At 58.1% G+C, this 21,450-nt stretch carries 21 protein-coding genes and 1 pseudogene; 11 read left to right on the top strand and 11 right to left on the bottom strand.

Translation table 11 applies throughout. The annotated features are described in order from the left end of the window. Positions 1–268: 268 nt before the first annotated feature. On the bottom strand, positions 269–973 hold the full coding sequence (locus tag BPHYT_RS05355; RefSeq protein WP_012432135.1) for a Crp/Fnr family transcriptional regulator: 705 nt from the start codon (positions 971–973) through the stop codon (positions 269–271). A gap of 218 nt (positions 974–1,191) precedes the next feature. Between BPHYT_RS05355 and BPHYT_RS05350 the strand changes: the two genes are divergently transcribed. After that, complete coding sequence (locus BPHYT_RS05350) at positions 1,192–2,082, top strand: hypothetical protein (RefSeq protein WP_012432134.1); 891 nt, start codon at positions 1,192–1,194, stop codon at positions 2,080–2,082. Between the two features lie 156 nt (positions 2,083–2,238). On the opposite strand, the gene BPHYT_RS05345 is transcribed toward BPHYT_RS05350, so the two are convergent. Next, the gene (locus BPHYT_RS05345; protein ID WP_012432133.1) at positions 2,239–2,835 is read right to left on the bottom strand and encodes a carbonic anhydrase; all 597 of its coding nucleotides are present in this window, start codon (positions 2,833–2,835) and stop codon (positions 2,239–2,241) included. A gap of 148 nt (positions 2,836–2,983) precedes the next feature. Then, positions 2,984–3,607, bottom strand: a complete 624-nt coding sequence (locus tag BPHYT_RS05340) for an HD domain-containing protein (protein WP_012432132.1) — start codon at positions 3,605–3,607, stop codon at positions 2,984–2,986. Positions 3,608–3,918: 311 nt separating this feature from the next. On the opposite strand from BPHYT_RS05340, the gene BPHYT_RS05335 reads away from it, so the two are divergent. Together BPHYT_RS05335 and BPHYT_RS05330 are read left to right on the top strand one after the other, a co-directional pair. After that, the gene (locus tag BPHYT_RS05335; RefSeq protein WP_012432131.1) at positions 3,919–4,917 is read left to right on the top strand and encodes a GlxA family transcriptional regulator; all 999 of its coding nucleotides are present in this window, start codon (positions 3,919–3,921) and stop codon (positions 4,915–4,917) included. Between the two features lie 125 nt (positions 4,918–5,042). Then, a complete protein-coding gene (locus BPHYT_RS05330; protein WP_012432130.1) occupies positions 5,043–5,684 on the top strand; it encodes an HD domain-containing protein in 642 nt (213 codons plus the stop codon). 861 nt (positions 5,685–6,545) lie between these two features. On the opposite strand, the gene BPHYT_RS05325 is transcribed toward BPHYT_RS05330, so the two are convergent. The 3 genes from BPHYT_RS05325 to BPHYT_RS05315 form a co-directional block, all read right to left on the bottom strand. Next, positions 6,546–6,977: a nitrilase-related carbon-nitrogen hydrolase gene (locus tag BPHYT_RS05325; RefSeq protein WP_083772039.1), complete on the bottom strand. Its 432-nt coding sequence runs from the start codon at positions 6,975–6,977 to the stop codon at positions 6,546–6,548. Between the two features lie 75 nt (positions 6,978–7,052). Continuing rightward, complete coding sequence (locus BPHYT_RS05320) at positions 7,053–7,844, bottom strand: MBL fold metallo-hydrolase (protein WP_012432129.1); 792 nt, start codon at positions 7,842–7,844, stop codon at positions 7,053–7,055. 48 nt (positions 7,845–7,892) lie between these two features. After that, complete coding sequence (locus BPHYT_RS05315) at positions 7,893–9,056, bottom strand: alpha/beta fold hydrolase (protein WP_012432128.1); 1,164 nt, start codon at positions 9,054–9,056, stop codon at positions 7,893–7,895. A 117-nt stretch (positions 9,057–9,173) separates the two neighbouring features. Here BPHYT_RS05315 and BPHYT_RS05310 point away from each other — a divergent pair, with 117 nt between their 5' ends. After that, positions 9,174–10,091 (top strand): LysR family transcriptional regulator, encoded by a 918-nt coding sequence (locus tag BPHYT_RS05310; protein WP_012432127.1) that lies wholly within the window; start codon positions 9,174–9,176, stop codon positions 10,089–10,091. A 243-nt stretch (positions 10,092–10,334) separates the two neighbouring features. Here the strand turns inward: BPHYT_RS05310 and BPHYT_RS05305 are convergent, their stop codons facing one another. Next, on the bottom strand, positions 10,335–11,276 hold the full coding sequence (locus tag BPHYT_RS05305) for a LysR substrate-binding domain-containing protein (protein ID WP_012432126.1): 942 nt from the start codon (positions 11,274–11,276) through the stop codon (positions 10,335–10,337). 80 nt (positions 11,277–11,356) lie between these two features. Here BPHYT_RS05305 and BPHYT_RS05300 point away from each other — a divergent pair, with 80 nt between their 5' ends. After that, on the top strand, positions 11,357–11,755 hold the full coding sequence (locus BPHYT_RS05300; protein ID WP_012432125.1) for a nuclear transport factor 2 family protein: 399 nt from the start codon (positions 11,357–11,359) through the stop codon (positions 11,753–11,755). 143 nt (positions 11,756–11,898) lie between these two features. Next, positions 11,899–12,111 (top strand): annotated as a pseudogene (locus tag BPHYT_RS39620) (aromatic alcohol reductase); the annotation flags it as partial. A 70-nt stretch (positions 12,112–12,181) separates the two neighbouring features. Here BPHYT_RS39620 and BPHYT_RS05290 read toward each other — a convergent pair. The 4 genes from BPHYT_RS05290 to BPHYT_RS05275 all read right to left on the bottom strand — a co-directional run bounded on the left by BPHYT_RS05290 (position 12,182) and on the right by BPHYT_RS05275 (position 16,446). Then, a complete protein-coding gene (locus BPHYT_RS05290) occupies positions 12,182–12,685 on the bottom strand; it encodes a lysozyme inhibitor LprI family protein (protein ID WP_012432124.1) in 504 nt (167 codons plus the stop codon). Between the two features lie 792 nt (positions 12,686–13,477). Continuing rightward, positions 13,478–13,771 (bottom strand): hypothetical protein, encoded by a 294-nt coding sequence (locus BPHYT_RS05285; RefSeq protein ID WP_041758295.1) that lies wholly within the window; start codon positions 13,769–13,771, stop codon positions 13,478–13,480. A gap of 608 nt (positions 13,772–14,379) precedes the next feature. Next, positions 14,380–15,549, bottom strand: coding sequence for an IS91 family transposase (locus BPHYT_RS05280; RefSeq protein ID WP_012428456.1), 1,170 nt, complete (start codon positions 15,547–15,549; stop codon positions 14,380–14,382). 21 nt (positions 15,550–15,570) lie between these two features. Then, on the bottom strand, positions 15,571–16,446 hold the full coding sequence (locus BPHYT_RS05275) for a site-specific integrase (RefSeq protein ID WP_012428455.1): 876 nt from the start codon (positions 16,444–16,446) through the stop codon (positions 15,571–15,573). Positions 16,447–16,712: 266 nt separating this feature from the next. Between BPHYT_RS05275 and BPHYT_RS05270 the strand changes: the two genes are divergently transcribed. The 5 genes from BPHYT_RS05270 (at position 16,713) to BPHYT_RS05250 (ending at position 21,078) form a co-directional block, all read left to right on the top strand. Further along, positions 16,713–17,498 (top strand): hypothetical protein, encoded by a 786-nt coding sequence (locus tag BPHYT_RS05270; RefSeq protein WP_012432123.1) that lies wholly within the window; start codon positions 16,713–16,715, stop codon positions 17,496–17,498. 159 nt (positions 17,499–17,657) lie between these two features. After that, positions 17,658–17,933 (top strand): hypothetical protein, encoded by a 276-nt coding sequence (locus BPHYT_RS05265; RefSeq protein WP_012432122.1) that lies wholly within the window; start codon positions 17,658–17,660, stop codon positions 17,931–17,933. A gap of 88 nt (positions 17,934–18,021) precedes the next feature. Continuing rightward, positions 18,022–18,597, top strand: a complete 576-nt coding sequence (locus BPHYT_RS05260; protein WP_148225067.1) for a hypothetical protein — start codon at positions 18,022–18,024, stop codon at positions 18,595–18,597. A 457-nt stretch (positions 18,598–19,054) separates the two neighbouring features. Then, positions 19,055–20,425, top strand: a complete 1,371-nt coding sequence (locus tag BPHYT_RS05255) for an AAA family ATPase (protein WP_012432121.1) — start codon at positions 19,055–19,057, stop codon at positions 20,423–20,425. After that, entirely contained in the window at positions 20,425–21,078 is a 654-nt protein-coding gene (locus tag BPHYT_RS05250; protein WP_012432120.1) for an RloB family protein, read from the top strand. Before BPHYT_RS05255 ends, BPHYT_RS05250 begins: the two co-directional genes overlap by 1 nt. Positions 21,079–21,450 lie beyond the last annotated feature (372 nt).

Below are 21,450 nucleotides of genomic sequence, written 5' to 3'. Positions count from 1 at the left end.
TGCTTCACTGCTGAGGCCTTGCATTGCTGTGTGGACGTGCGTCCAATTCACCTCCGGATACGTTGGTTTCGACGGATGTTGGCCAACTATCGCCGAGGGCATGAGGCGGTAGTTGGCCATGAAGGCAAACTCGGTATCGATCCGCAAGCGACTGGTGTGAGATGTCTGACGGACACATTGGCCAAACAAGCTTTGACGCGCTTCTCGTCGTTCATGGCACGCAGCAATGCCCTGGAACCAGCCCGGTCCGGGCATTCGGATTTGCAACTCAAGGGCCGGGAGCTTCGACGCTGGCAGCATGCAAGCGATCGAAATCAAGAATAACGATTTCCCCGAACCTCAGATCGACGATACCCTGACTCTCGAGGTTCTTGAGCAGCTGGTTCGTCGTCTGCCGCGTAAGCGAAACCATTGAAGCCAAGGTGTCTTGCGAGAGCTTTATCCTGCTCCGTTCGGCATTGATCCCTCCGTAGCCACCAGCGATCAGCAATAAGCGACTTGCCAGGCGTTGAGCGGCGGGCAGCAGAATCATGGCTTCGTTGTTTTCGAAGGAGATTCGGATTTTTTGCGCCATCAACAACCCAAAATTTCGCCAGTAAGCAGGGTTAGCCTTAAGCAGGCTTTCCAGCGCGGGACCGGGTACGTGAAGCACGAGAGTCTCACTTATTGCTGAGGCATCGTGCGGTCGAGGCAGCCCGTCGAACATCGAGATTTCCCCGATCCACGCGGTCGGCCCAAGTACGGCGAGCAGCGCCTCTTTTCCATCCGCTCCAACGGTGCCGATGGACAATGCACCGTCGAGAACGGCGTACATGCCGAACGACTGTTCGCCGCGCCGATAAAGCTGTTGCCCCTTCTTTAGTCGAAGCAGGTCGGCGTGAGCGACAAGATAGTCCTGAAGCTCGATCGGTAAATCCTTGAACCACGGTGATGTTGCAAGTTGTGGTCTATAGCGTTGTACGTGGGAATTCATTTGGCGCCAATCTGTCGGGTAGCTGATAGATATTAGACGGTTTTGACGACATGATTGGGGCTCATGTCTGACGGCGCGGGGAGGTTATCGTGGGCGTCGGTCCTGTTCGAACGGCACGAGTGGTAACAGTGGTAAGAGTGGCAGCAAATGGCAAAACGCCGGGGTCATGCCGCACCACGCAAGCCGAACGAAAATCTTCCTTTACGAGGTACGCAGTCGTGGAACATAAACATATTCCGGGTCTTGTCGATGTCATCAAAGTGGACCAGCCTGCCGGCATCCTTCAAATCGCGCGCGACGGCACGCTTGACCGCGCCTTTGGATCAGGCAAGCCATTGCTCAACCGCCTGTTGCTGCGCCGCATACTTGGGGTGCTGTCCTACAAAAGCCGTCGATTCCCGACGATGAGCGCGAGAAAGGCAACCGGACGCGAGACTCAACAGGACGCGTTGTGGCAGAAACTTAACGCCGCCGCGCCGGATGTCCGTGCGGGCCCCGCCGATCTGGAGCCATTGGCAATGTGGGTGCGCGGTTCGAACTCCGATGCCGCAGTCGGGCCACTTGTGCAGCAGGTCATAGGCCGTTTATTCAGTCCCACCTTCGAAGCCGGCGAGGCCACCTGGGCCGCTGCGGAAGTGGTTGCTGCGTCGATTGCGCCGGGTAATACGCTGCGTAATCTGGCTTGGCGCTTAACCGGCAAGGTGACACGCGCCAAGGGGTTACTCGCTCCAATGGTCGGTGGGGACCTTGCAGGCGTCCACGCGGTCAGCGTAGCAATACACAATGTCGTAAAAGGCCTGAATCAAATGCGTGGTCTTTATCGCGACGCGTCGGTGCGCCAGACACTCACGCCCGAGATGGTCAGCCGTCGTTGCCTTTTCGCCCCGGGCGTGGTGCTTCGTCAAGCGACATCGAGTGGAACGGTCGGTGGCTGCCCGTACTCCGCGGGTACGCTGTTGCTGTTGGAGTTGGAGAGAGCTCGGCAGACGAGTGGTGACGAATCGATGATTTTCCTTGCCGACACCTGGAGTCGCTGCCCGGCCGAGCAATGGGTGCCCGCCATGCTGGAAGGCGTATGGAGGCGAGCCACAAGCGCTCACGGAGAGTAAGGTTCGCTTCGTTGCATGGTAGCTGGGGGGTTCTCTGTTGGCCCGGTGTCGGCCATCTGCAGCCGTTCGCCCAAATTGTGTACGAGCCACCTGAACAACAACTTTTACCGTTGATCGCTGCGGTCTGTTGCAGTACTTCCCCCGGCAGCGACGCCGCTATGCTGGAATGTCCCGCACCACTTCCGTCAACTCGCCAGAATTCATCTCATAGAAGAAGCCGTAGAGCTTGACCTCCTTTGGTACAGCCGGGCTGGCACGAAGCAGTTTGACATCATGTTTGATCGACTCCTCGAAATGTGAAATAGCGAGGCTATCGTGATCGAACATGGTCGAAATATCGGCGTGGTGGTGATCATGGAACTCGCCGACAAGAGTCTCCGGCGTGAAAGCCGTCGCGCCGCAGAACGAGTGATGCACCACCACGACGTTTTTTACTTTGAAAAGATAGTCCATCGTAGCGACCGATTGAAGAGCCGAAAAGGCACGGCCACCCGCGTTCGACACGGCGAACAGCGTCCGCGTGTTGCCGATCCGGTTGCCGGCTTCGTCGAGAATATTTTCGCCCGGATAGACCTCATCGCCGAAATAGTCGGCGACAGCCTGCGGTATTTCGGATGCCCGCGGATCAAAGCAGTGGATCACGATGGTCTTCATCGGGATGAACTGATTGAATCCCTGGAAGGCGGTTCGATCGAACCATGCCGGGTCAAACCACGGTTGCGTCCTGAATTCGAATTCGCTGTATTTGGTCATTGGCTTGCTCCACGTTGTACGGTCTTTGCTTGAACGAGGGCGTCGTTCGGGTGCTGGTATCGCTACCGAGTATAGGTTTGTCGAACCGCCGCACAAATGACGACGAGCCCTCGATTTCTGCCAGCAACCCAGATGCTCGAAGCACCGCTCATTCGTCGAACGGCGCCCAGTCCAGCACAGCCGGTGCATCCACGATTGTGAGCGGCGACCGATTGTGTGCAACGCGGGAACAAATGTGAAACCAGTGCGGGTACGGTTGCTTGCAGTCGACTTCGTGATTGAGCATTTCGTTGAATGCGCGCTTGAAGTTCCGGCGGGGGTATCGTCGTAGCACTTCGGCGACATCTGCTGGGTCGAGCTGCGCGCCGGCCACGCCAGAGACGTCATACGCCAGGCCCAACTGCGTCAGGCGGCTGGTGTCCCCCCTGAAATGATTCATATCCCACGTATGCAGCGCGATGTTGTCCCAAACCTTCTGTGCACGATCCTCCGTTACGCCTTGTTCAACAAGGAACGTCCGCGCCGCACTCGCACCTTCAATTTCGAAGCGGTGAGGACCGGGGGCATGATCAGTAAGTCCCAGATCGTGCAGCACCGCTGACAGGAACATCAGCTCGCTATCCACTTTCGTTCCTTCTTGTTGCGCGAACAGCTCACCGAACCAGTAGCACCGCATCACGTGGTTGAAGAGCGTGTCATTTGAGACCGAGCGCGCAAGGTCCTCAGCCTCGCGGACAATGCTGCTGTCCGGTACCTTGATATCTGAGATCATGAGAATGTCCTGGCTGCCTGAGTGTCAAAAATAGTCAGCCGAGTATAGGATCACGAATCGTTCCGCAATTGACATTCACACCTCGTTTTCCGCCGATTGATAGCGTGCTCGCCTGTCCCGCCCGCAATCAGCGCGAATTGCGTGAGCCCACGTCGAGCCATCCTCCCTCAAGTCGTCAGGTCAGACCGGCCTAGCACAGCGGCGGCAGAAAAAGAGGGGTGATTGTCATTGCTGCCGCACGCCAAATGCCGATAACCTGTCGCCAGGACGGGCAATCCGCGAAACTCGCCACACCTCGACGCCTCAGGCAAATGGCTAAGACCGACAATTCGGACGGACAAGTGCCTCGCAAGGTTGTCATCGTCGCTTATGACGGTGCCAAGCTGATGGACATATCCGGTCCACTGCAAGCATTCAGCGACGCCTGCTTTGAAGATGGTCGTCCCGCCTATCAGGTCGTTCTTGCCTCCGAGGCGGGCGGTCCGGTCTCCACCGATACTCGCGTGAAGCTGGAAACCGTACGGCTCGACGACGCAGTGATCGACTCCGTCGACACGCTGCTCGTTGCCGGCGCAGACCTGATCATGCCCGCTGCCGCGACTGCATCGCTTCGGGCGAGACTCGTGAGTTATCTCGACCGGCCTCGTCGGCTCGGCTCCGTCTGCACGGGCGCGTTCGTCCTCGCCCAGTTGGGCGTGCTGGATCGCCGCGATGCGACGACACATTGGGCTGCGTGCAGCCGGCTCGAGAACCAGCACCCGACCATCAACGTCAAGCCAGACGCGATTTTTGTCACCTCCGATCATATCTGGACATCGGCCGGTGTCTCCGCTGGGATTGACATGGCGCTGGCAATGATCGAGGACGATCTGGACCACCTCGCGGCGCTCAATGTGGCGCGCGGCATGGTTCTTTTTCTCAAGCGGCCGGGCGGTCAATCGCAGTTCAGCATGGAACTGCGGCAGCAGATGCGCGACGCGCGCGGTCGGTTCGACGACCTTCACGATTGGATTCGAACCCATCTCGAAGCGGACTTATCGATTCCGGCACTCGCGGACGCAGCACGGATGAGCCCACGCAACTTCGCTCGTGTCTATCTTCGCGAAACCGGGGAAAGCCCCGCGCGAGCCGTCGAGAAGATCCGCATAGAAGCGGCCAGACGCCTGCTCGAATCCGCGCGGGATCCTATTCAGGTCATCGCGCGTCGGACCGGTTTTGGAGATGACGAACGGATGCGCCGGGCATTCGCAAAAGTTTATGGCGTGTCTCCGCAGGACTATCGCAGCCGCTTCGGACAGCCGAAGTCTTGACGCGAAAACCGGCAGAGATGCCTTTTCCGTTGGAGCGAACGAATGTCCCTGAACGAGGGCTGTTTGTCGTTGCCGCCAAAGACAGGGTCAACTATTTTTTCGAATTCGACATTTGAGGAAAGTATATGAAAACCCCTGTCATCATCGGAGGCATGACTGCGCCGGACTCGGAGCTCGCCCGCACGGCGGCTGCTCTTGTCGAGCAAGCCCATTCGAAGCCGTTTCTCAATCATGTCCACCGGACATGGTGGTTTGCTGAATTCATCGGCAAAAAGCGGCAAATGAAGTACGACCGCGAGCTGGTTTATCTTGCGTCGCTGCTTCACGACCTGGGTCTGTCGAAAGATCACATTGCAGACAAGCGTTTCGAAGTGGATGGTGCCGACGCCGCGAGTAGATTTCTGCATATGCACGACTATCCGAAGACAAAGGTGGACATCGTCTGGGATGCCATCGCCTTTCACTCGTCCGCCGAAATCGCCGACCGCAGGGAACCGGAAGTCGCGCTCGTGCACTTCGGCGCTCACGTCGACGTCCTGGGGCTCAGGATGGACGAGATCTCGCCCCAACTGATCGACGACACGCTCGCGCTGTATCCGCGGTTGGGCTTCAAGAGGGCGTTCACGGAGGCGCTAGCCGAGGTCGCGAGACGAAAGCCACACACTGCCGTCGGAACAGGTCTGGCCGACGTTGGACGTCGCCTTGTGCCAGGTCTCGAAATTCCCAACGTTTGCGACCTGCTCCTTGCGGCACCTTTCGAAAGTTGAGCCTTTCGCGTGACCGCAACTCCACCAAGGCCGCAGGAAACAGGCGCTTTCTTCGCCGACATGCGGGCGATCTATTGCCGCCAATCTTGGCAGGTTGTACGCATAGCGCTAATGAGGAGCCCGGCTTTCCATGTGTTGATCAAGGTCGGCCCTGTTGCGGCGGTGCTAGCTTTTATCGGTGGGCTGCCTGCCACTGAAGTTACGTCCGCCCTTGCTATCGCTTCTGGGGAAGCCGGCTGGAGTCGGCGCCAGAGAGCTTTCGTGCTGGCATCGACGATTGACTGCTCCTGCCCTTCTGCTCACGGGGTTTTCGACCTATTTCTGTCTGTGTCCCGCGGCTGGCGTTTCCCAGCTATGACTGACGATCAAAATTAACCCTATTCTCTTGCTGTCTACCTTGCATGGGCTCCAATCGAGAAGACTTCGCCGGATTAGCGATGGAGCAGTCGTCACACTTCCGCGTGAGGTTTTACATATTTTTTTCACCGCATTTATCATTGCCGCCTTGGCGGTCGTGAAGCCACCTTGAACGATGACTGTCAAATTTTCGGCTTCTATACGATGCTTCGCCGCTATGTCGGCCATAGACAAACGCCGTACCGGCACTTCTTTCGAAGCGTTATCAAAGACCGAAGGTGAAAGTCAGCCGGACGTAGGCGGATGTCGGGTGAGCCATCGGAAGCAGACGCGGCGGTCACTACTCTGCGAGCGACCGCAGCGGGTCGAGGAGCCGCCGTTCGACGATTCGCTCAGACATGTGAATGTCCGGCTTCTCTCACTTAAGAGTCGCTCGCTCCACTTTCGTTGTCGTCAGGGGCGGCAGGTCGTTGCGTTTCGCGCGGCGAGCATACATCTGTGTGCCTACACATCTTCCCTGTACGCCGCATCGTCATTCGCGGACCTGTCGATAGGCAGCGCGAAGGCTTCTACTCGTCGCATACGGGTCTTATTGATCAAAAGCCGGGTGACATCGGGGCGGGAGTAGTGGCCGGCAGGATCGGCGGCGTTCTTGGCCATGACAATGGCGGCAAGATCAATGTCCGCGTACAGAATACCTTCACTGTCCTCGGGCAACTTCGAGACCAGCGCGCTTCCGTCAGGACCGTAGATGACAGCATGACCACCACCCACGTGGTTCAAGTCACGCTTTTCGGATGTGTCGCACAACTTGTCAATCATCGCTTCGGACACGACCGCGCAAGGTGCCAGCACAAAGCACGACCCCTCCACCGCATAGATTCTGCTTGCGGCATTGTTGACTTCGCTTCCGAGCGCCGGGGCATGGCAATCCATTCCTGGAAGTTAGCGAAGCCGAGCCGGCTTCAATTGATTGGTGGGGAAGAACACGCCTGAACCGCGCGCCACGCTTCATTTAACCGGCTCAGCTACCTTGGGCTCCGAGCAGGCACACCTGATGGCCTGCATCCCATATTTGCGCCCGGGCTTCAGGTTCCGCAGTGAGAGAGCGTGCCGGCGCACTTCTTTGGCAGCTAGCGGACCACCGTGACCCATGTGAAAGCGTTGCATGCCGGCCTCCACCATGCCCATCAATTCACCACTGACGGCTTGCGGGTCATCCTCGAACGGCGGGCGCATGGCGCGCCCCTGACGAATCAATCCGCCTAGAAAGACACCCGAGGCGATGAGGTCGCCGACTAACGCGTCTCCACTGGCCAGTTCAACTGACACGGAGCCGGCCGTGTGGCCTGGCGTGTGCCTTGCCACGCCTTCGATTCCATAACCGCTTAGATCGATGGTGGCGTCGTCCTGAAGCAGGATGTCCGGTGTGAACGGCAAGTACGGCTCGCCGGGCACGCCGGAGCGCAAAAAGAGCGGCCCCCACCAATGCGTCACGCAATACGTCATTTCCTTGCGCCGCTCGTAGTAGTCCAGATCTCCGGCATGAGCAAGGATTGGCGCGCCCGTCAGTTCGCGCAGTCGCGCAGCCGAACCGGCATGGTCCGTGTGCGCATGAGTGACCACGATCAAGGTGACATCGCGAAAGCTTCGACCGTGCTTCTTAAGGACGCGCTCAATCTTGTCTTCTGAGCCCGGCGTGCCCGTGTCCACGAGAACGCAGCCCTTTGCACCGATGATGAGGTGGGAGTGGACCATGCCGAACGGCAGGATTGGAACCGTAATGATGGTAGGTTTATTCATGATGTGCTTCCTGTCGGTTGTTCATGGCGCTGCCCCCCCCTGTGCCCTTCAGTTCAATCCAAGCGGATTAGAGATCAGCAGCCTCCACCCACCGTCGCGGCCCTTTTCCATAACCTGCGTAGCGATGCCGCGTTCCTCGTGCTCCTGGCCGTCCGGCAGCGTCACGTTCAAGGTCCAGTCAAGCAGAACGAGCGCTATATCGCTGCTCGTCAACACTCGACGCACCTCGTTGTGGAGGCGCGGGCGCAGTGTCAGCAATCGAGCCAGGCCGTTGCGCAATTCGGTGGGGCTTTCCTGCACCACCTCGCCGTCCGTCATCCGCATCGTGGCCTGATTGCTAAACATACCGAGCAGGGAATCAAGATCGCCGGCGTTGAGCGCCGCGTCGAAAGCGACGGGGACCTGCTCGGGCGTGCTGCATACGGCGGACTTGTTTTCGATCGCCGCGACGAACCGCGCAATAACCCGCGCCACCTCGATCGGAGCCTCTAGCGGCGACAAGTGTCCAATGCCGGGCAGGATATGCATCGCCGCGTGCGGAATACGAGGCATCAGTTCCGCCTGCAGCGTTGCGACGCGATCCACCTGGTCAAGCTCACCCGAGATGACGATGGTCGGCGCATCGATGGATGCCACCGCCGCACTAATGTCTTCTCGCATGGCCACGTTTGGCCACGCCGCCTTGGCTTGCGGTGCGGCCTTCAGGCTGTCTTCGATGACTTGCTCGCGGCGAGCGGCATCAAGCGATTTTGCGGTCAGGACGTGATCGATCACGAATTCGACTGATTCACGCGACTGATACGCGCCGGTCAACGTCGCACGTTGCTCGTCCGGGAGGAGCATCGGCGACGGAGGCGACGGCGCGACGAGCACAAGGCCTTCGAGCCCAGGTGGCCGACGCGATGCGATGAGCTGAGCGACCTTGCCGCCCATCGAATGACCGACCAGAACATAGCGCTGCAGGCCCAGCGCCTTGATGACGCCTTCGGCATCGGCGGCAAGATCGGCAATGCGGTAGCCGTCGGCGGGCGCCTCGGAATGGCCCCAGCCGCGGTGATCGGTGGCAACGATTCGATACCGGTCAGATAATTCGCTCGCTACCCCGTCCCATGTACGCGACGAGCCCCCGTAGTAGTGCAGGAACACCAGCGCCAACTCTCCTCTGCCTCGCTGCGTGACGTGAATCCGCGTACCGTTTGAGTCGATGTCCATTTCCGTCCCACCTTCCGGTTAGTTAGTGTCTGAATGGTAGATTCATGTCACTGGTTTGATAATTGCCGGATTGGTGTATTCAGTCGATAATGGGGCTATCGAATTGGAGTGCATAAAATGGACCGACTGACGAGCCTTGGCGTATTCGTCGCGGCTGTCGAGGAAGGCAGTTTTGCTGCTGCGGCGCGCCGCTTCGGGCTATCGGCAGCGATGGCCGGCAAGCATGTAAGCGCAATCGAGGCTGAGCTGAATGCGCGACTGCTCCAGCGCACTACGCGACGGTTAAGTCTGACCGACGCCGGCCAGACCTACTATGAGCGCTGTAAGCGGATCCTTGAAGCGTTCGACGAAGCGAATCGGGAAGCGGGTGATTCGCAAGGCACGGCGCACGGCGTACTGCGCGTCGCAGCGCCGGTCACGTTCGGCGCCATGCACCTGGGCGAGGTTGTTGCCCGCTACCTGGAGGACCATCCGCACGTCAACGTGGAAGTGCTGCTCGGGGACCGCTATGTCGATCTCATGGATGCGGGCGTTGACGTGGCAATTCGGATAGGACGGCTGACGGACCCACGACTGGTGATGCGCCGGCTTGCGCCCTGCCGAATGGTCGTATGTGCGTCTCCCGCGTACCTCGAGCGCCATGGCGCGCCGCGCAAACCCGAAGACTTACGACTCGCGCAGCGGCTTACCTTCAGCGAAGCCGTGTCGGCCGGCGACTGGACATTGCTCGATGCGAGAAACCGCGCGCACGTGATCGACGGACCATGCCGGCTGACAGCCAACAATACGCAGATGCTTCTTGCCGCCGCGCTCGCGGGCGCCGGTATCGCGTACGGTCCGACCTTCGTGTTCGGCGAGCATCTACGGCGGGGCGAACTGGTGGCACTGCTACCGGCTTACCGCGCGGCTGATCTGGCGATTCAAGCGGTTTATCCGAGCGCGCAGCGCATACCGCTCAAAGTGCGCCGGTTCGTCGATTACCTTGCCGAGACTTTTGGCGATTTACCGCCTTGGGATCGGAACGCAAGGCTATAAAAGAGCGGCTGCATCTGTCATTCAATGTCGGGGGCTCGCCCAGACAAACAGGAACGCGCCAGCCCAGTAGTTTTTTTCGCTTCCTAGCCTTGCGCTGCCATTAGCCTGTTCGTCGGAAGGATCATTGAATGGCAGCTTCAATTCGAAAATCGGACGACGGGGTTGCCGAACCTCGACAGACCGTAACGGGTCGATTTCAGTCCCCGCCCTTCCCATTCCCGGAACTGCTTCCCTCGATAACAATCAGTCTTCCTGCGCAAGCCGAAACAAGATGTCAGCGAGGGCGCGAATCTTGGACTGTGCGGCTCGTTGAGATGGATAGACGACGAAGTACGACAAGCCGTTTTGCGCCACGTCGATAAAAGGCGTTACCAGTGTCCCAGCCCGCAGGCGGTCTCGCGCCATCCGGGGATCGCCTATTGCAACTCCATGCCCTTCCGCCGCAGCGGTGAGCGTCAATTCGAGGGTATCAAAGACGGGGCCACGGTCCGCGTCGATGTGCCGTGCCTCCACGCTTTCCAGCCAGCATCGCCACTCCTGATGGCCGTGCCCGGGATGGAGCAAGGTGACATGAGCAAGGTCGGCTGCCGAGTTAAGCGATGCGGCCATTTCGCTTGTGCACATCGGTGTGAGTTGCTCGGCAAACAACGGAACCGCGTCCATACCCGCCCACTGCCCGGTTCCACGAACAACGATGGCGTCGACGTCAGGCATAGTGAAATCTGGCCTGTCGTCCGCCGATGTGGAGATGCGGAGTTCCGTTCCAGGCAACGCGTGATTGATGTCTGCCAGCCGTGGAAGCAACCAGCGAATCGCGAACGTGGACGGCACCCGCAGGGTGACGACAGACGCTGTCCCGGCGTGACTATCTGCGTGTTGAACCAGCTGCGTGAGTACGCTTACGGCCACGGTCAACAGTTCGCTTCCTTCCGCCGTCAGCGTCAGCCCCGACGCATGGCGCACGAAAAGTGCACACCGGTAGTGCGCTTCCAGTTGCTGGATCTGACGGCTCACCGCGCCCTGCGTTCGACACAGATGGTCAGCGGCTTTGCTGATGCTCCCGAGTTGCGCTGCCGCGACGAACGACTGGAACGCTGTCAGCGGCGGCAGCGCGCGCGTCAGGTCGGCCAATGGATATGCATGGGTTGCATACCCGGGTTGCGGATTTTTCGATTGTTCGGTCATCGATGGGTCGCTATCGTGCCTGTACGGATACGCGTCCGCTCGGACGCGCGGAGTTGTCACCGAATGATCGGAGAATGAAGATGGCCTCATCGTCGGAAGCACTATACACGCGGCGGGTTCGCAACTATCTCGGGGAGTTGGAGCGCGGCGATGTCGCGGCGATCTGCGCGTTGTTCACGCCGGACGCGCAAATCTTCTCGCCGTTTCTCGGCTGGATGCGCCCTGCGCCATTCTTCGCGAAGGTCAACGCAGCGTCTGGAGAAAGCAGAATAACGCCTATCGACATCTGCGTTAGCACGATGGGGGCCCGACGTGCGACCGGTTACTTTGTCTACGATTGGGGACTCAAGGATGGCTCGGCGGTGCGCTTTGAGTGCGTCGATGTTTTCGAATTCGACGACAACGGGCTAATCGAGCGGATGATCATTGTCTACGATACACATCCGATTCGCAGTACGGTGGGTGACAAATACGCGTAGCCGAATTGATGTCGCTCGATACCGAAGGCTGGCGTTTGCGAAGGGCGGGTGCCGACTTTGATCGCCACGCACTCGCAGGGTATTCATTGATCACGCAGACAATCCGCCGGTAGCTGAAGCGCGGCACTTCTTGCGCGGCCGCCATCGCTACGGCTCAAAACATTCTCGTGCTCGGTGCCGGCGAACCTGGCCTCCCGGTGCTGCGCAATATTGCGCGCCGCGCGCCGGATGCGCATGGCGCGAAGATTAGCGTGCTGCTTCGCGCAAGTGCCGTTGAGTCTAGTGCACCAGGCAAGCGAGAAGACATCGCGGAGATCAGGGGTCTTGGGATTGAGATTGTCGTAGACGACGCGGTCCACGCACTGGGCAGCCTCGACACCGCTGTGACGCTGACGACGCCCGATGATATCGGAGCGCTGTGCGTCGTCAGTCTTTTGCGCTGTCCAGATCATCTAACCTTTCTCTGGTTATACGGGCCATGCAATCCCAAAACGTCATATAACGCATTGATGCCTCCCCTAACGAGTACGTTTCGGCGTAGCACTGGTTGTCACGAAACTCGATCCATGCGTTTTGGCCTTTCTCGAAATATGGCGATGCGATAGGATTGTCCTCGGCTTTCAGTTCGGCATCGTCTTTTTTAAAACCGTCTTCCAATGATTTAATTTTCGACTTCAGTTTCGCAAAAATTATTTCGTAGTCCCTTTGGCTGCACGCAGCAATGTCAGCGGTTGATGCGTGTTCGCCCGTCTCGCAAAGGTGGTCAACCTCTTTGTGCGATTTTCCAGCAAAATACACCGATGATGGCACAGCCTTTCTATAGTCAAACCCGACGGAGTAGATCGTTTTTCCAGACGCAGTGGAATGAAACAACAGAGGGACCAGAAGCATCAAAATTGACGCAGCAGATTTTTTGATGTGTCGCATCATATACACCTTTAGCAAATATTCTGGCCTCCGACCTACGGCGCAGGCGCAGCCTCGTACCACAGCGGAAGTCTTTTATGGAAGCCGAGCATTCGCAGATGGTCACGCCACTTCCCGTCCTCCGGTTGCGTTAAATTGGTCTCGAAGATTCTGGCAGGCCAGCGAGAAGCGCCGATCGTTTGACCAACTTGCGGAAACTGAACCAGTCTTTGCCCACTCGCACCAGCCATCGGCTTCCATTGAATTGAGAATGAAGTTCGATGTTTCCTTCCGTTGCCAATGCGCCCCCAGCTGCTTCAACGTGCGATCTCTGCACCGCCGATTTGGGAAGACTACGCTTTCCCTGGGAGAGATTAGGCGGAAAATTGTGCGACGAGACCGTGGTTACCCCATCGGCAGTGGTGCGCTTGCGCAATGTGAATCCGAGCTGGCGCAGCCGTTTTCGTGCGGAGGTACCGGCGAGCGTTTGGCCGGTCAAGTCCCCCAAGTCCGCGAGCGAATGCGCAATGCCCACAATCGCCTTGGTAGGAAACAGCTGCCTTCGACCTCGACCGTCCGGTCCGTTCGAGAGGCAAAGCCTTGAACGCCTCCCGCGGTATCCCATGCCCCAGAGGCGGCCGTGAGGTGCGCGTGCGGCCATGCCGGAGTCTCGTTAAAACAGGATGAATTGGAAAGGTCACGGAATGCGTGATGTCGCGACAAAGACAAGGGCACACTGGAAGCAGTGGCTTCATCGAAGCGCCATCTGTTCGGCACGGGATGGCTCGATGAATCCATATTGATGCGGCTGCCCTTTTAGGCGCTGATATTGATGACTGAGCCGACCGCGGTCGTATCGGAACCGGTAGTGGTTTGCGACTGCGATGGCGAAGAATTCGCCAATGCGCTCAACGCGCCGTGCGCGTGATGGTGATGCTCGCTCTTGCCAAGGCTGCTCTGCGACGTTGCCGTCTTCAGATGTGCTGCAAAACTCGACTGGCTCGATTCGCTCGTTGAGCTTTGGCCTGTCAGCTTCGACAGCCCTGAACCAATGGCGCTGCTCACGCCGCTGAGTAGAGTGGATGCTGCACCGATTGCGATTGGAATCATATCGACGTCCGTCAGAATAGGGCAACCGAAATGCCCGAGCTTTCGAACTATACCGAGTTTTCGGCGCTGCATGACCGTTTCGGCTTGATATTCGGTCAGAATCTCGGCTGTCTTTAACGCGGGCTTGGGTCCAGCGCGCAGGCGGGACAGCTTTTCGGGCGTCCGGAGCGCGAAAAATAGCGAGTCGTGGGTCGACTCAAACGCTGCGGGTTCGATCGACCGCGTGGAAAGGCGTCTGGACAATCGTCGCTGTTCGTTTAGGGTTATTCGATGCCTGCCGTCGGCCCCAGGAACGTGACGGTACCTCGGCGCGTGCCGGCAGGCGTCGAATAAGCCCGATGGAGGAAACCGCGGAGTGCCCCAATGCGGTTGGAGGTTTCGCGGCTATGGCGATTGATAGCGCGGGATGTTCAGTGATGTCGGGTGCGACACAGTCTGGCGAGAAGCCGGTCGGGCACTAACGCCATCGCGACGCGGTGCAGTTGCGTATTCGGGATGATGAAGCGGGCGCACGAAGCACATCGCGAAGCGACGCGCGCATACGTCCGTTCGTGGGCCGCGTCGCCGCAAAGCCAACGTTGGACAGGCAGTTCGAGGAGCCGTGAGGTTCATGGCTGATCCAGGCGCATGGGCGGTGCGCGGATCGGGGCGCTGCGCGCGAGGATGTCGATGACGATCATCGGTGCGCCGCAGTGCCGGCAGATGAAGACGGGCCGGGTTTCGATGATGGCGTGGTCCGGTGATGGGCTGGTCGCGGGTGCGATGTGCAGCAGATCGCGCACCCGCGCGAGTCTGGCGCGGCGCACCGGGTTGGCGAGCAATCCGTAGTGACGGATGCGATGGAAGCCACTGGGCAGCACATGGAGCAGGAAGCGGCGCATGAATTCGCCGGTTTCGAGGGTCATGGTCTTGTAGCGGGTGCGTCCCTTTGCACGGTAGTCCTTCCAGCGGAACGTCACACCGCGCTCATCGAAGGCGACGAGGCGCTGGTTGGAGATGGCGACGCGGTGCGTGTAGCGTGAGAGGTACTCGAGCACCGCTTCCGGTCCGGCGAACGGGCGTTTGGCGTAGACCACCCATTCGCAGGTACGTAGCGGCGCAAGCCACCGGGCAAAGGTAGCGGGATCAGCGAGGCCGGTGTACTCGCCGAAGAACTGCAACTGGCCGCGCCTGTGGGCGTCTGCGAGTGCTTCGAGGAAGCGGCGCCGGAACAGGCGTGAGAGGACGCGCACGGGCAGGAAGAAGCCGGGGCGGCAGGCGATCCAGCGCTCACCGTCAGGCGACAGTCCGCCACCGGGTACGATGCCGTGCACATGCGGGTGATGCGTCAGCGCCGAGCCCCAGGTGTGCAGTACGAGCGTGGCGCCAATCTGGGCGCCGAGATGCCTGGGATCCCCGGCGATCGTGCGCAGCGTGTCAGCGGCGATGTCGAGCAGCAGGCCGTAGATGATCCGTTTGTTATAGCAGGCGATGGCGCTGATGGGTGCGGGAAGCGTGAAGACGACGTGGAAGTACTCGACAGGTAGCAGATCGGCCTGGCGTGCCTCCAGCCAGCGGTGTGCGGCACTGGCCTGGCACTTCGGGCAATGCCGGTTCCGGCACGAGTTGAAGGACACCTCTGTCATTGTGCAGCCTGAACAGCGCAGCACATGTCCGCCCAGTGCCGCGGTGCGGCACCGTTCGATGGCCGACATGACCTTCAGCTGCCCCAGGCTCAGATGTGTCGTGGCTCGCCACGCCGGCCCGTGGCTGCGGAAGATGTCCGCAACCTCCAGCATGAGATGCTGCAGGGTATGGGCTTATCCAGGAGGCAGGCGGTCCAGTGGACTGGTGACTTCATGCAGCAGGTCGGTGGCCACCTGCACATAAAGTGCGGTGTTCTCAAGCTTGGCGTGGCCGAGCAGAACCTGGATCACGCGGATGTCGACCTTCTGTTCGAGGAGATGCGTCGCAAAACTGTGGCGCAAGGTATGCATGGATACACGCTTGTCGATGTGCGCGGCTTCGGCGGCGGCATGAATGGCGCGGTTCAACTGTCGCGTGCTCAACTGGTCGAGTGGATCGAGCCCGGGAAACAGCCACCCGCCGTCAAACATCTTGCCCTGCGCACGGGCCATGCGCCACCATACGCGCAGCCGCTCGAGCAGCACCGGCGAGAGCATGGCGTAGCGGTCGCGGCGGCCCTTGCCCTGCTCGATACGCAGTGTCATGCGTTCGCTGTCGACGTCGGTGACCTTCAGCGCTACGACTTCACTTGCGCGCAGCCCGGCACCGTAGGCGACTGACAGCGCAGTCTGGTGCTTGAGGTTGCCGGCTGCCTCGATCAGCCGCCGCACTTCGTCGGGACTGAGCACGACGGGCAATATGCGGGGAACGCGCACCGGCTGCATCCTGACTATCAGCTCGGGCCGGTCGAGCGTGACCGTGAAGAAGAACTTCAGGCCGGTGATCGCGTGGTTCAGCGACACGGCCGATGTGCCGTGATCGACCAGATAGAGCTGGTAGCGGCGCAGGTCCTCGACGGTGGCCGTGTCAGGTGAGCGCCCGAGAAACCGGGCGAACTCACGCACGATGTGCAGATAGATGTCCTGCGTCTTGGGAGCAAGCTGGCGCATGCGCATGTCGTCGATCATGCGCTGGCGCAATGGGCTGACGTTTGCCGGTAAGGAGGTCATGATTCGGCTCCTGTTGAAGAGCGAGGCGGATTGCCTCGTTCGCCAACATAAACCGCGTGACCGGCTTGACCTTCACCTCCAGCGTCGGATCGTAGCCCCTACCGCGCGAGCGGTTTAGTCCATCGGCCAGGAGCGGTCAGTCGGCGGTAGCGCTCAAATCGTCGATAATTGCGTCATCAAGATCGAAACTAGCTGTTGATCAGCCTAAATCCGTTTCGAACAAAACGGTATGTCTGCCACGCCGGACGCTACGCGAAGGAGGAAGAATGCATCGTGCCAAGTTTTGGCTTACGCTTGTCTGTTTGTATTTCGGTTTTATTGCTAGCGTCCTCGCGGATCAGTTTGATGGCTACATTCAGGCAAGCCAACAGTTCGACGAATGGGTCGAGAAAACCGGCGCCATGCCCCGCCAGACAGATGAACGAGCCGCTGCGTTGCTCGCGACGCTATCCGATAATCGGCGCTTTCTCGACGGCATTACGTTCGACGACGCACAGCTACCAGCGTTGATGGAGGTATGTGACAAAGCGAACCGCAAAGTCATGAGTTATGTGCTATACGATCTACGTAGGCATGTTGATAACAGCATGCCCGCTGAAACCCTTCAGCAGGCCGTACTCCGACTTGAGCAGCGGAACGTCCTGACTTACCAAGACGAACTGTCAGAACTGCAACCGTTTGGGATTCGCTGCATGGCGCGGCAAGCACCATTACTTGCACGGTTTATTGAACGTCTGAAGCCAGAGGAAATTACGCCTGTACGGCTGAGAGGTCTTGAGCAGGGCCGGAACGGAATCGATAGTTTTTTTCTTGGAACTTTGATCTCGGCGAATGACATTTCACTGAGCGAGCACTATCGGGCCAGCATGCTTAAGGCACTTGCTGAGACCGCTTCGCAATTCGTTCCGATCATGAAACAAGACGAGCGAGAGAAGCTAGAGCTGACGGCAAGAACTGCAAGCAATAGTGCACCAGAAAGTCTGAAGGGTTACATCGAGGCAATTGCGAAAAATCTAGCACAATCAAACTGTGAAGGATTGTGTAGGTACTGATTCGATTTGAAGGCCCGATGTTGGGTGGCATCATACGACCGCGCAGGGTCGATCAGAGCCCGTCCTCGCGCTCAGTTCGGCCAAGAAAGCGACGGTCGACGAAGCAACATAGATCGTCGACAATCTGCCCTGGTTCTATGCCCAAGCCTCCGGACGCCCATGATTCACGACTACAATTTTTCGGTTATCTTGCCTCGTCTCAGCGGCCCTCTTCGCGAGATACTCGACGCCGAGCTTTGCATCGGTAACGCTATGGTCGAAATCAGCAGTGGTTGGCCAATGCCAAACGTGAATGTATGGCTGAAGAAGCCGCTGGGACGGAAATACGCGGCTGATTACCCGGACCTCGAATACACCTATCTCGGCGACGCGCGACAGTGGCTGGAACAATACGTAGACACCAAGACCGGGGCTATGATCGCAGCCAAGTGCTGACAAATAGGCAGCCTTCAAATGAGTGGCACGCCCGCCGAGTCAGTCGTCTCGATAGTCGACAATCGGCGCGGCGGCGGCAATCGACTAGTTGGCGATTTTGAAGAATATGATACAAAAATTTGCTATTTCTCGACGGGCGGCGGGTATTGTGACTCCGCTACTCCTCGCCTTTCTCTGCGAGCCCGTAAACGCTTCCGCACAGACCAACACAACTACCGATGCTTTGATCGATAGAGTTGTTGCGTTGACCGAGCATGGAGATCCAGCTGCCATGGAAAAGACAACAGCTGGATATCAGATTGATGCATCGAGGAAGTTCAATCCAGGGATTCCGGACAACACATGGGGATCTATCCGTGCTGATGTCAACGGCATTATTTCAAACAGAATAAAGCCCGGGTACGGCGAGCAAGCTCTTCTAACAAGACACTTCGTTGAAAGCGCGAAATTCTCGGACGATGAACTCAGGCATCTAATAACGATAATGCAAGATCCTGTCATGCAAAGATGGGGCATTGCGATGCGCGACAGTAGCACTACGGCGTATATGGCAAAGCTATCGCAACAGGTGAATAATCAAATGTGGATGGTGGTCTCCATTGTCCTCCGACGACATGGGTTGCAGACAACCGACACATCGACAACGGCTAAGCAGAGTCATTGAACACGTACACCACTTCCGTCGATTCCGGAAAGCGACTTATGAACGTGACGACCGTATCTACTCGGCCAGGCGGCCAGCTAAGCCTGCGATTGTCCGTTAACGGGAGCGCCGATTGTCCGCTCGGGGTCGGTTTGGTGCGTTCGTCGTCGGCCCGGATTCGGCCAGAAGCGGTCCTTGGCCGTTGCCGCCTGGATCGTTGACGCCCATTAGCGGGCCCGGCAACAGCCGGGCGCCGTTCTGCGCCCACCAGTGCGGCCCCGCGCGCCCACCGATGCGTTCGCCCCGAACTGCTCCTCGCATACCCAAGATGGCAATCTGCGACGCTGGCGCGCGCAACCAGACCTACGCATCCAGCCAATGTAGTACCATGTTGTGAAAGTTTCACGGTTGGGGCAAATTTCCTTGATGATGGCCCCGAATTTTCAAGCCTTCAGCGTGAAAACATCACAGGTGCAAAATGTTAGTTTCCTTTTCAGTTGAAAACTTCCGATCATTCAGAGTTGAGCAAACGCTATCGCTCGTTGCTAGCAGCCGGCACGCCGGGAGCCACGAGGGGCACGCGATCGCGGTCCCTGACTCAGAAGAGAAAGTGTTAAAAACTGCAGTCTTATATGGGGCAAACGGCGCGGGCAAATCTAATTTGTTCAAGGCGTTGAAGTATTTCAAGTCGGTGGCCCTCAGGCCCAGGAAAAAGAATACTGGCACGGGCCGTGAGGCATTCCGATTCGGAGGCGCGAGCGAGGAGCCGTCAAGCTTCGATTTGCAGTTCATCGTGCGCGAACAACTCTACCGATTTGGCTTCAGGATCGACGATCACAAGATCGTTCAGGAATGGCTCGTGAAAATCACCGGCAACAAAGAGCGGGTTCTTTACGAGCGAGCCACCGACGAAAACGGTCGAGTGCAGATTGAAGGCGACTATCTCAAGTCGGTAAATGAGAAGCTGTCTGCTCTTGTTACGGTCGGAGGCCCGCAAAACCAGTCGTTTCTGGCGACAATTAGAGCTACTCTTGACGAAGACGATATCGGCTCGGAACTCGCTTCGATTATTGATTGGTTTTTGGAAGGTTTAAAACTAATTGACCCGACGCAATCCATTGCACCATTGGGTCATCTTCTGAGCTCGGATCCCAAATTTCTGACGTTTGCTGGAACCTTCCTCAAGTCATCGTCAACTGGGGTGGATCATCTGAGCGTCCAAAAGACGGAAATTACCGAGGAGGAGCTCCGCGCGATTCTGCCCGAAACCGTCGCTGAACGAGTGATTCAAGATGTATCCAAGAGCCCACACAATACGGCTGTCGTGGATATGGCGGAGCGGGGCGAACTGCTCATCGAGAAAACAGACGCTCATCATTACTACCGCATCAGTGTCCAAGCCGCGCATGAATATGCGCCGGGCAGCGTCGCGCAGCTCGACCTCGCAGATGAATCTGATGGAACTCGGCGCCTGTTAAGTTTGATGCCAGCGTTGAATCATGACGACGATAGCGGTGCCGTTTATTTTATCGACGAAATAGACCGTAGTATGCATCCGATGCTGATCTGGAAATTTTTGCAATTCTTCCTTGAGTCCTGCAAGGCGGACAGGCACCAAATTATTATCACAACGCATGAATCGAATCTGCTTGACTTGGATTTGCTGAGAAGGGATGAGATCTGGTTCGTGGAAAAAAGCGCGACATCCGAGACGCACATTTATCCCCTGACAGATTTTCGCGTGCGGAAGGATTTGGAAATTCGAAAGCATTATCTCCAAGGGCGTTTCGGAGCCGTCCCGTTCCTCGGCAACCTCGATCGGATGCTTGTCGAGCGAGGTAACGTCTGATGAGCCTTTTCGAACGGAAACCTAGACCGCTAAAACGGGGCGAGGAAACACTTCGTGACGACCGGTTGTTCATTATTGCGTGCGATGATACCTACGCACCGAAGCAGTATTTCGACTCTTTTTCCATTCCCAGAATCCAAATTCACGTTGTGCCAACGATCGACGGAACATCGGCCGCGCCGCATGTTCTCGATCGATTAAGCAAGTTTGACCACGAAGACGACGATGAGCTATGGATGCTGCTGGACACCGATCATTGCACTCGGGACAACCATATAGGAACGTTTCTCGGCGCGATTGGGGAGGCCAAGCAGAAGGGTATGAACGTAGCGCTTAGCAAGCCTTCATTTGAACTGTGGCTGTTGCTTCACCACGTCGATGGTTCTGCGGTTACCGGCTTGCGCAACGCGGCCGCGACAGAACAGTTGCTTCGGGACACACTGGGGCGGTATAACAAGACCCGCCTCGACATGGCCAAATTCCCGCTGTCAACCGTTGCAACCGCTTGTGCTCGGGCGGAGAGATTAGATCAATCGGTGGATGGTGGAGACAACCCTACCGGACCGACGACGCGGGTTTATCAACTGTGGAAGGCTATTGCTAGCAAGGCTCTTCCTTCTCAATTACCTGCAGAGTTGAGGCCGTTGTTATGAGCACCGACCCGGTGCGGCCCTTCGCGCCGGGTTATAAATTGCGGTCCTCGTTATCGCTGGCTAACGCCGACCTATTGGTCCGCTTTCGCTACGTCTGCTAACGAGGCTGTCGAAGGACTGCTTTGGGTCGATTTCAGTCCCCGCGCTTCCCTCCCGGCTACTCGCGCGACCACGATCGGAAGGAGCGCCAGAAGTCACAACTACGAAGTCGAATCGGAAATAGGCAAGGCACCGGGCGGTTAACCTCCCGCCCTACTCCCCCTTATCCCTTCGGCCATCCCACCATTTACCCCCCAAAACCAAATCCGAGACAGCCCCGCTCCCTTATAATTATCAAGTCGTCGGGAGACACCCAACGACCAGGAATGACAG

This window comes from Paraburkholderia phytofirmans PsJN, assembly GCF_000020125.1.
GTDB lineage: Bacteria > Pseudomonadota > Gammaproteobacteria > Burkholderiales > Burkholderiaceae > Paraburkholderia > Paraburkholderia phytofirmans.
The sequence above is the reverse complement of the archived record's forward strand: the minus strand, read 5'-3'. Positions and strand labels throughout refer to the sequence as shown.

Coding starts and splice junctions, on each gene's coding strand:
- BPHYT_RS05270 (WP_012432123.1), top strand. CDS start 16,713: ATGCATCGTGCCAAGTTTTGGCTTACGCTTGTCTGTTTGTATTTCGGT.
- BPHYT_RS05355 (WP_012432135.1), bottom strand. CDS start 973: ATGAATTCCCACGTACAACGCTATAGACCACAACTTGCAACATCACCG.
- BPHYT_RS05310 (WP_012432127.1), top strand. CDS start 9,174: ATGGACCGACTGACGAGCCTTGGCGTATTCGTCGCGGCTGTCGAGGAA.
- BPHYT_RS05275 (WP_012428455.1), bottom strand. CDS start 16,446: ATGACCTCCTTACCGGCAAACGTCAGCCCATTGCGCCAGCGCATGATC.
- BPHYT_RS05320 (WP_012432129.1), bottom strand. CDS start 7,844: ATGAATAAACCTACCATCATTACGGTTCCAATCCTGCCGTTCGGCATG.
- BPHYT_RS05345 (WP_012432133.1), bottom strand. CDS start 2,835: ATGACCAAATACAGCGAATTCGAATTCAGGACGCAACCGTGGTTTGAC.
- BPHYT_RS05280 (WP_012428456.1), bottom strand. CDS start 15,549: ATGCTGGAGGTTGCGGACATCTTCCGCAGCCACGGGCCGGCGTGGCGA.
- BPHYT_RS05265 (WP_012432122.1), top strand. CDS start 17,658: ATGATTCACGACTACAATTTTTCGGTTATCTTGCCTCGTCTCAGCGGC.
- BPHYT_RS05300 (WP_012432125.1), top strand. CDS start 11,357: ATGGCCTCATCGTCGGAAGCACTATACACGCGGCGGGTTCGCAACTAT.
- BPHYT_RS05330 (WP_012432130.1), top strand. CDS start 5,043: ATGAAAACCCCTGTCATCATCGGAGGCATGACTGCGCCGGACTCGGAG.
- BPHYT_RS05315 (WP_012432128.1), bottom strand. CDS start 9,056: ATGGACATCGACTCAAACGGTACGCGGATTCACGTCACGCAGCGAGGC.
- BPHYT_RS05325 (WP_083772039.1), bottom strand. CDS start 6,977: ATGGATTGCCATGCCCCGGCGCTCGGAAGCGAAGTCAACAATGCCGCA.
- BPHYT_RS05340 (WP_012432132.1), bottom strand. CDS start 3,607: ATGATCTCAGATATCAAGGTACCGGACAGCAGCATTGTCCGCGAGGCT.
- BPHYT_RS05305 (WP_012432126.1), bottom strand. CDS start 11,276: ATGACCGAACAATCGAAAAATCCGCAACCCGGGTATGCAACCCATGCA.
- BPHYT_RS05255 (WP_012432121.1), top strand. CDS start 19,055: ATGTTAGTTTCCTTTTCAGTTGAAAACTTCCGATCATTCAGAGTTGAG.
- BPHYT_RS05290 (WP_012432124.1), bottom strand. CDS start 12,685: ATGATGCGACACATCAAAAAATCTGCTGCGTCAATTTTGATGCTTCTG.
- BPHYT_RS05250 (WP_012432120.1), top strand. CDS start 20,425: ATGAGCCTTTTCGAACGGAAACCTAGACCGCTAAAACGGGGCGAGGAA.
- BPHYT_RS05335 (WP_012432131.1), top strand. CDS start 3,919: ATGGCTAAGACCGACAATTCGGACGGACAAGTGCCTCGCAAGGTTGTC.
- BPHYT_RS05285 (WP_041758295.1), bottom strand. CDS start 13,771: ATGATTCCAATCGCAATCGGTGCAGCATCCACTCTACTCAGCGGCGTG.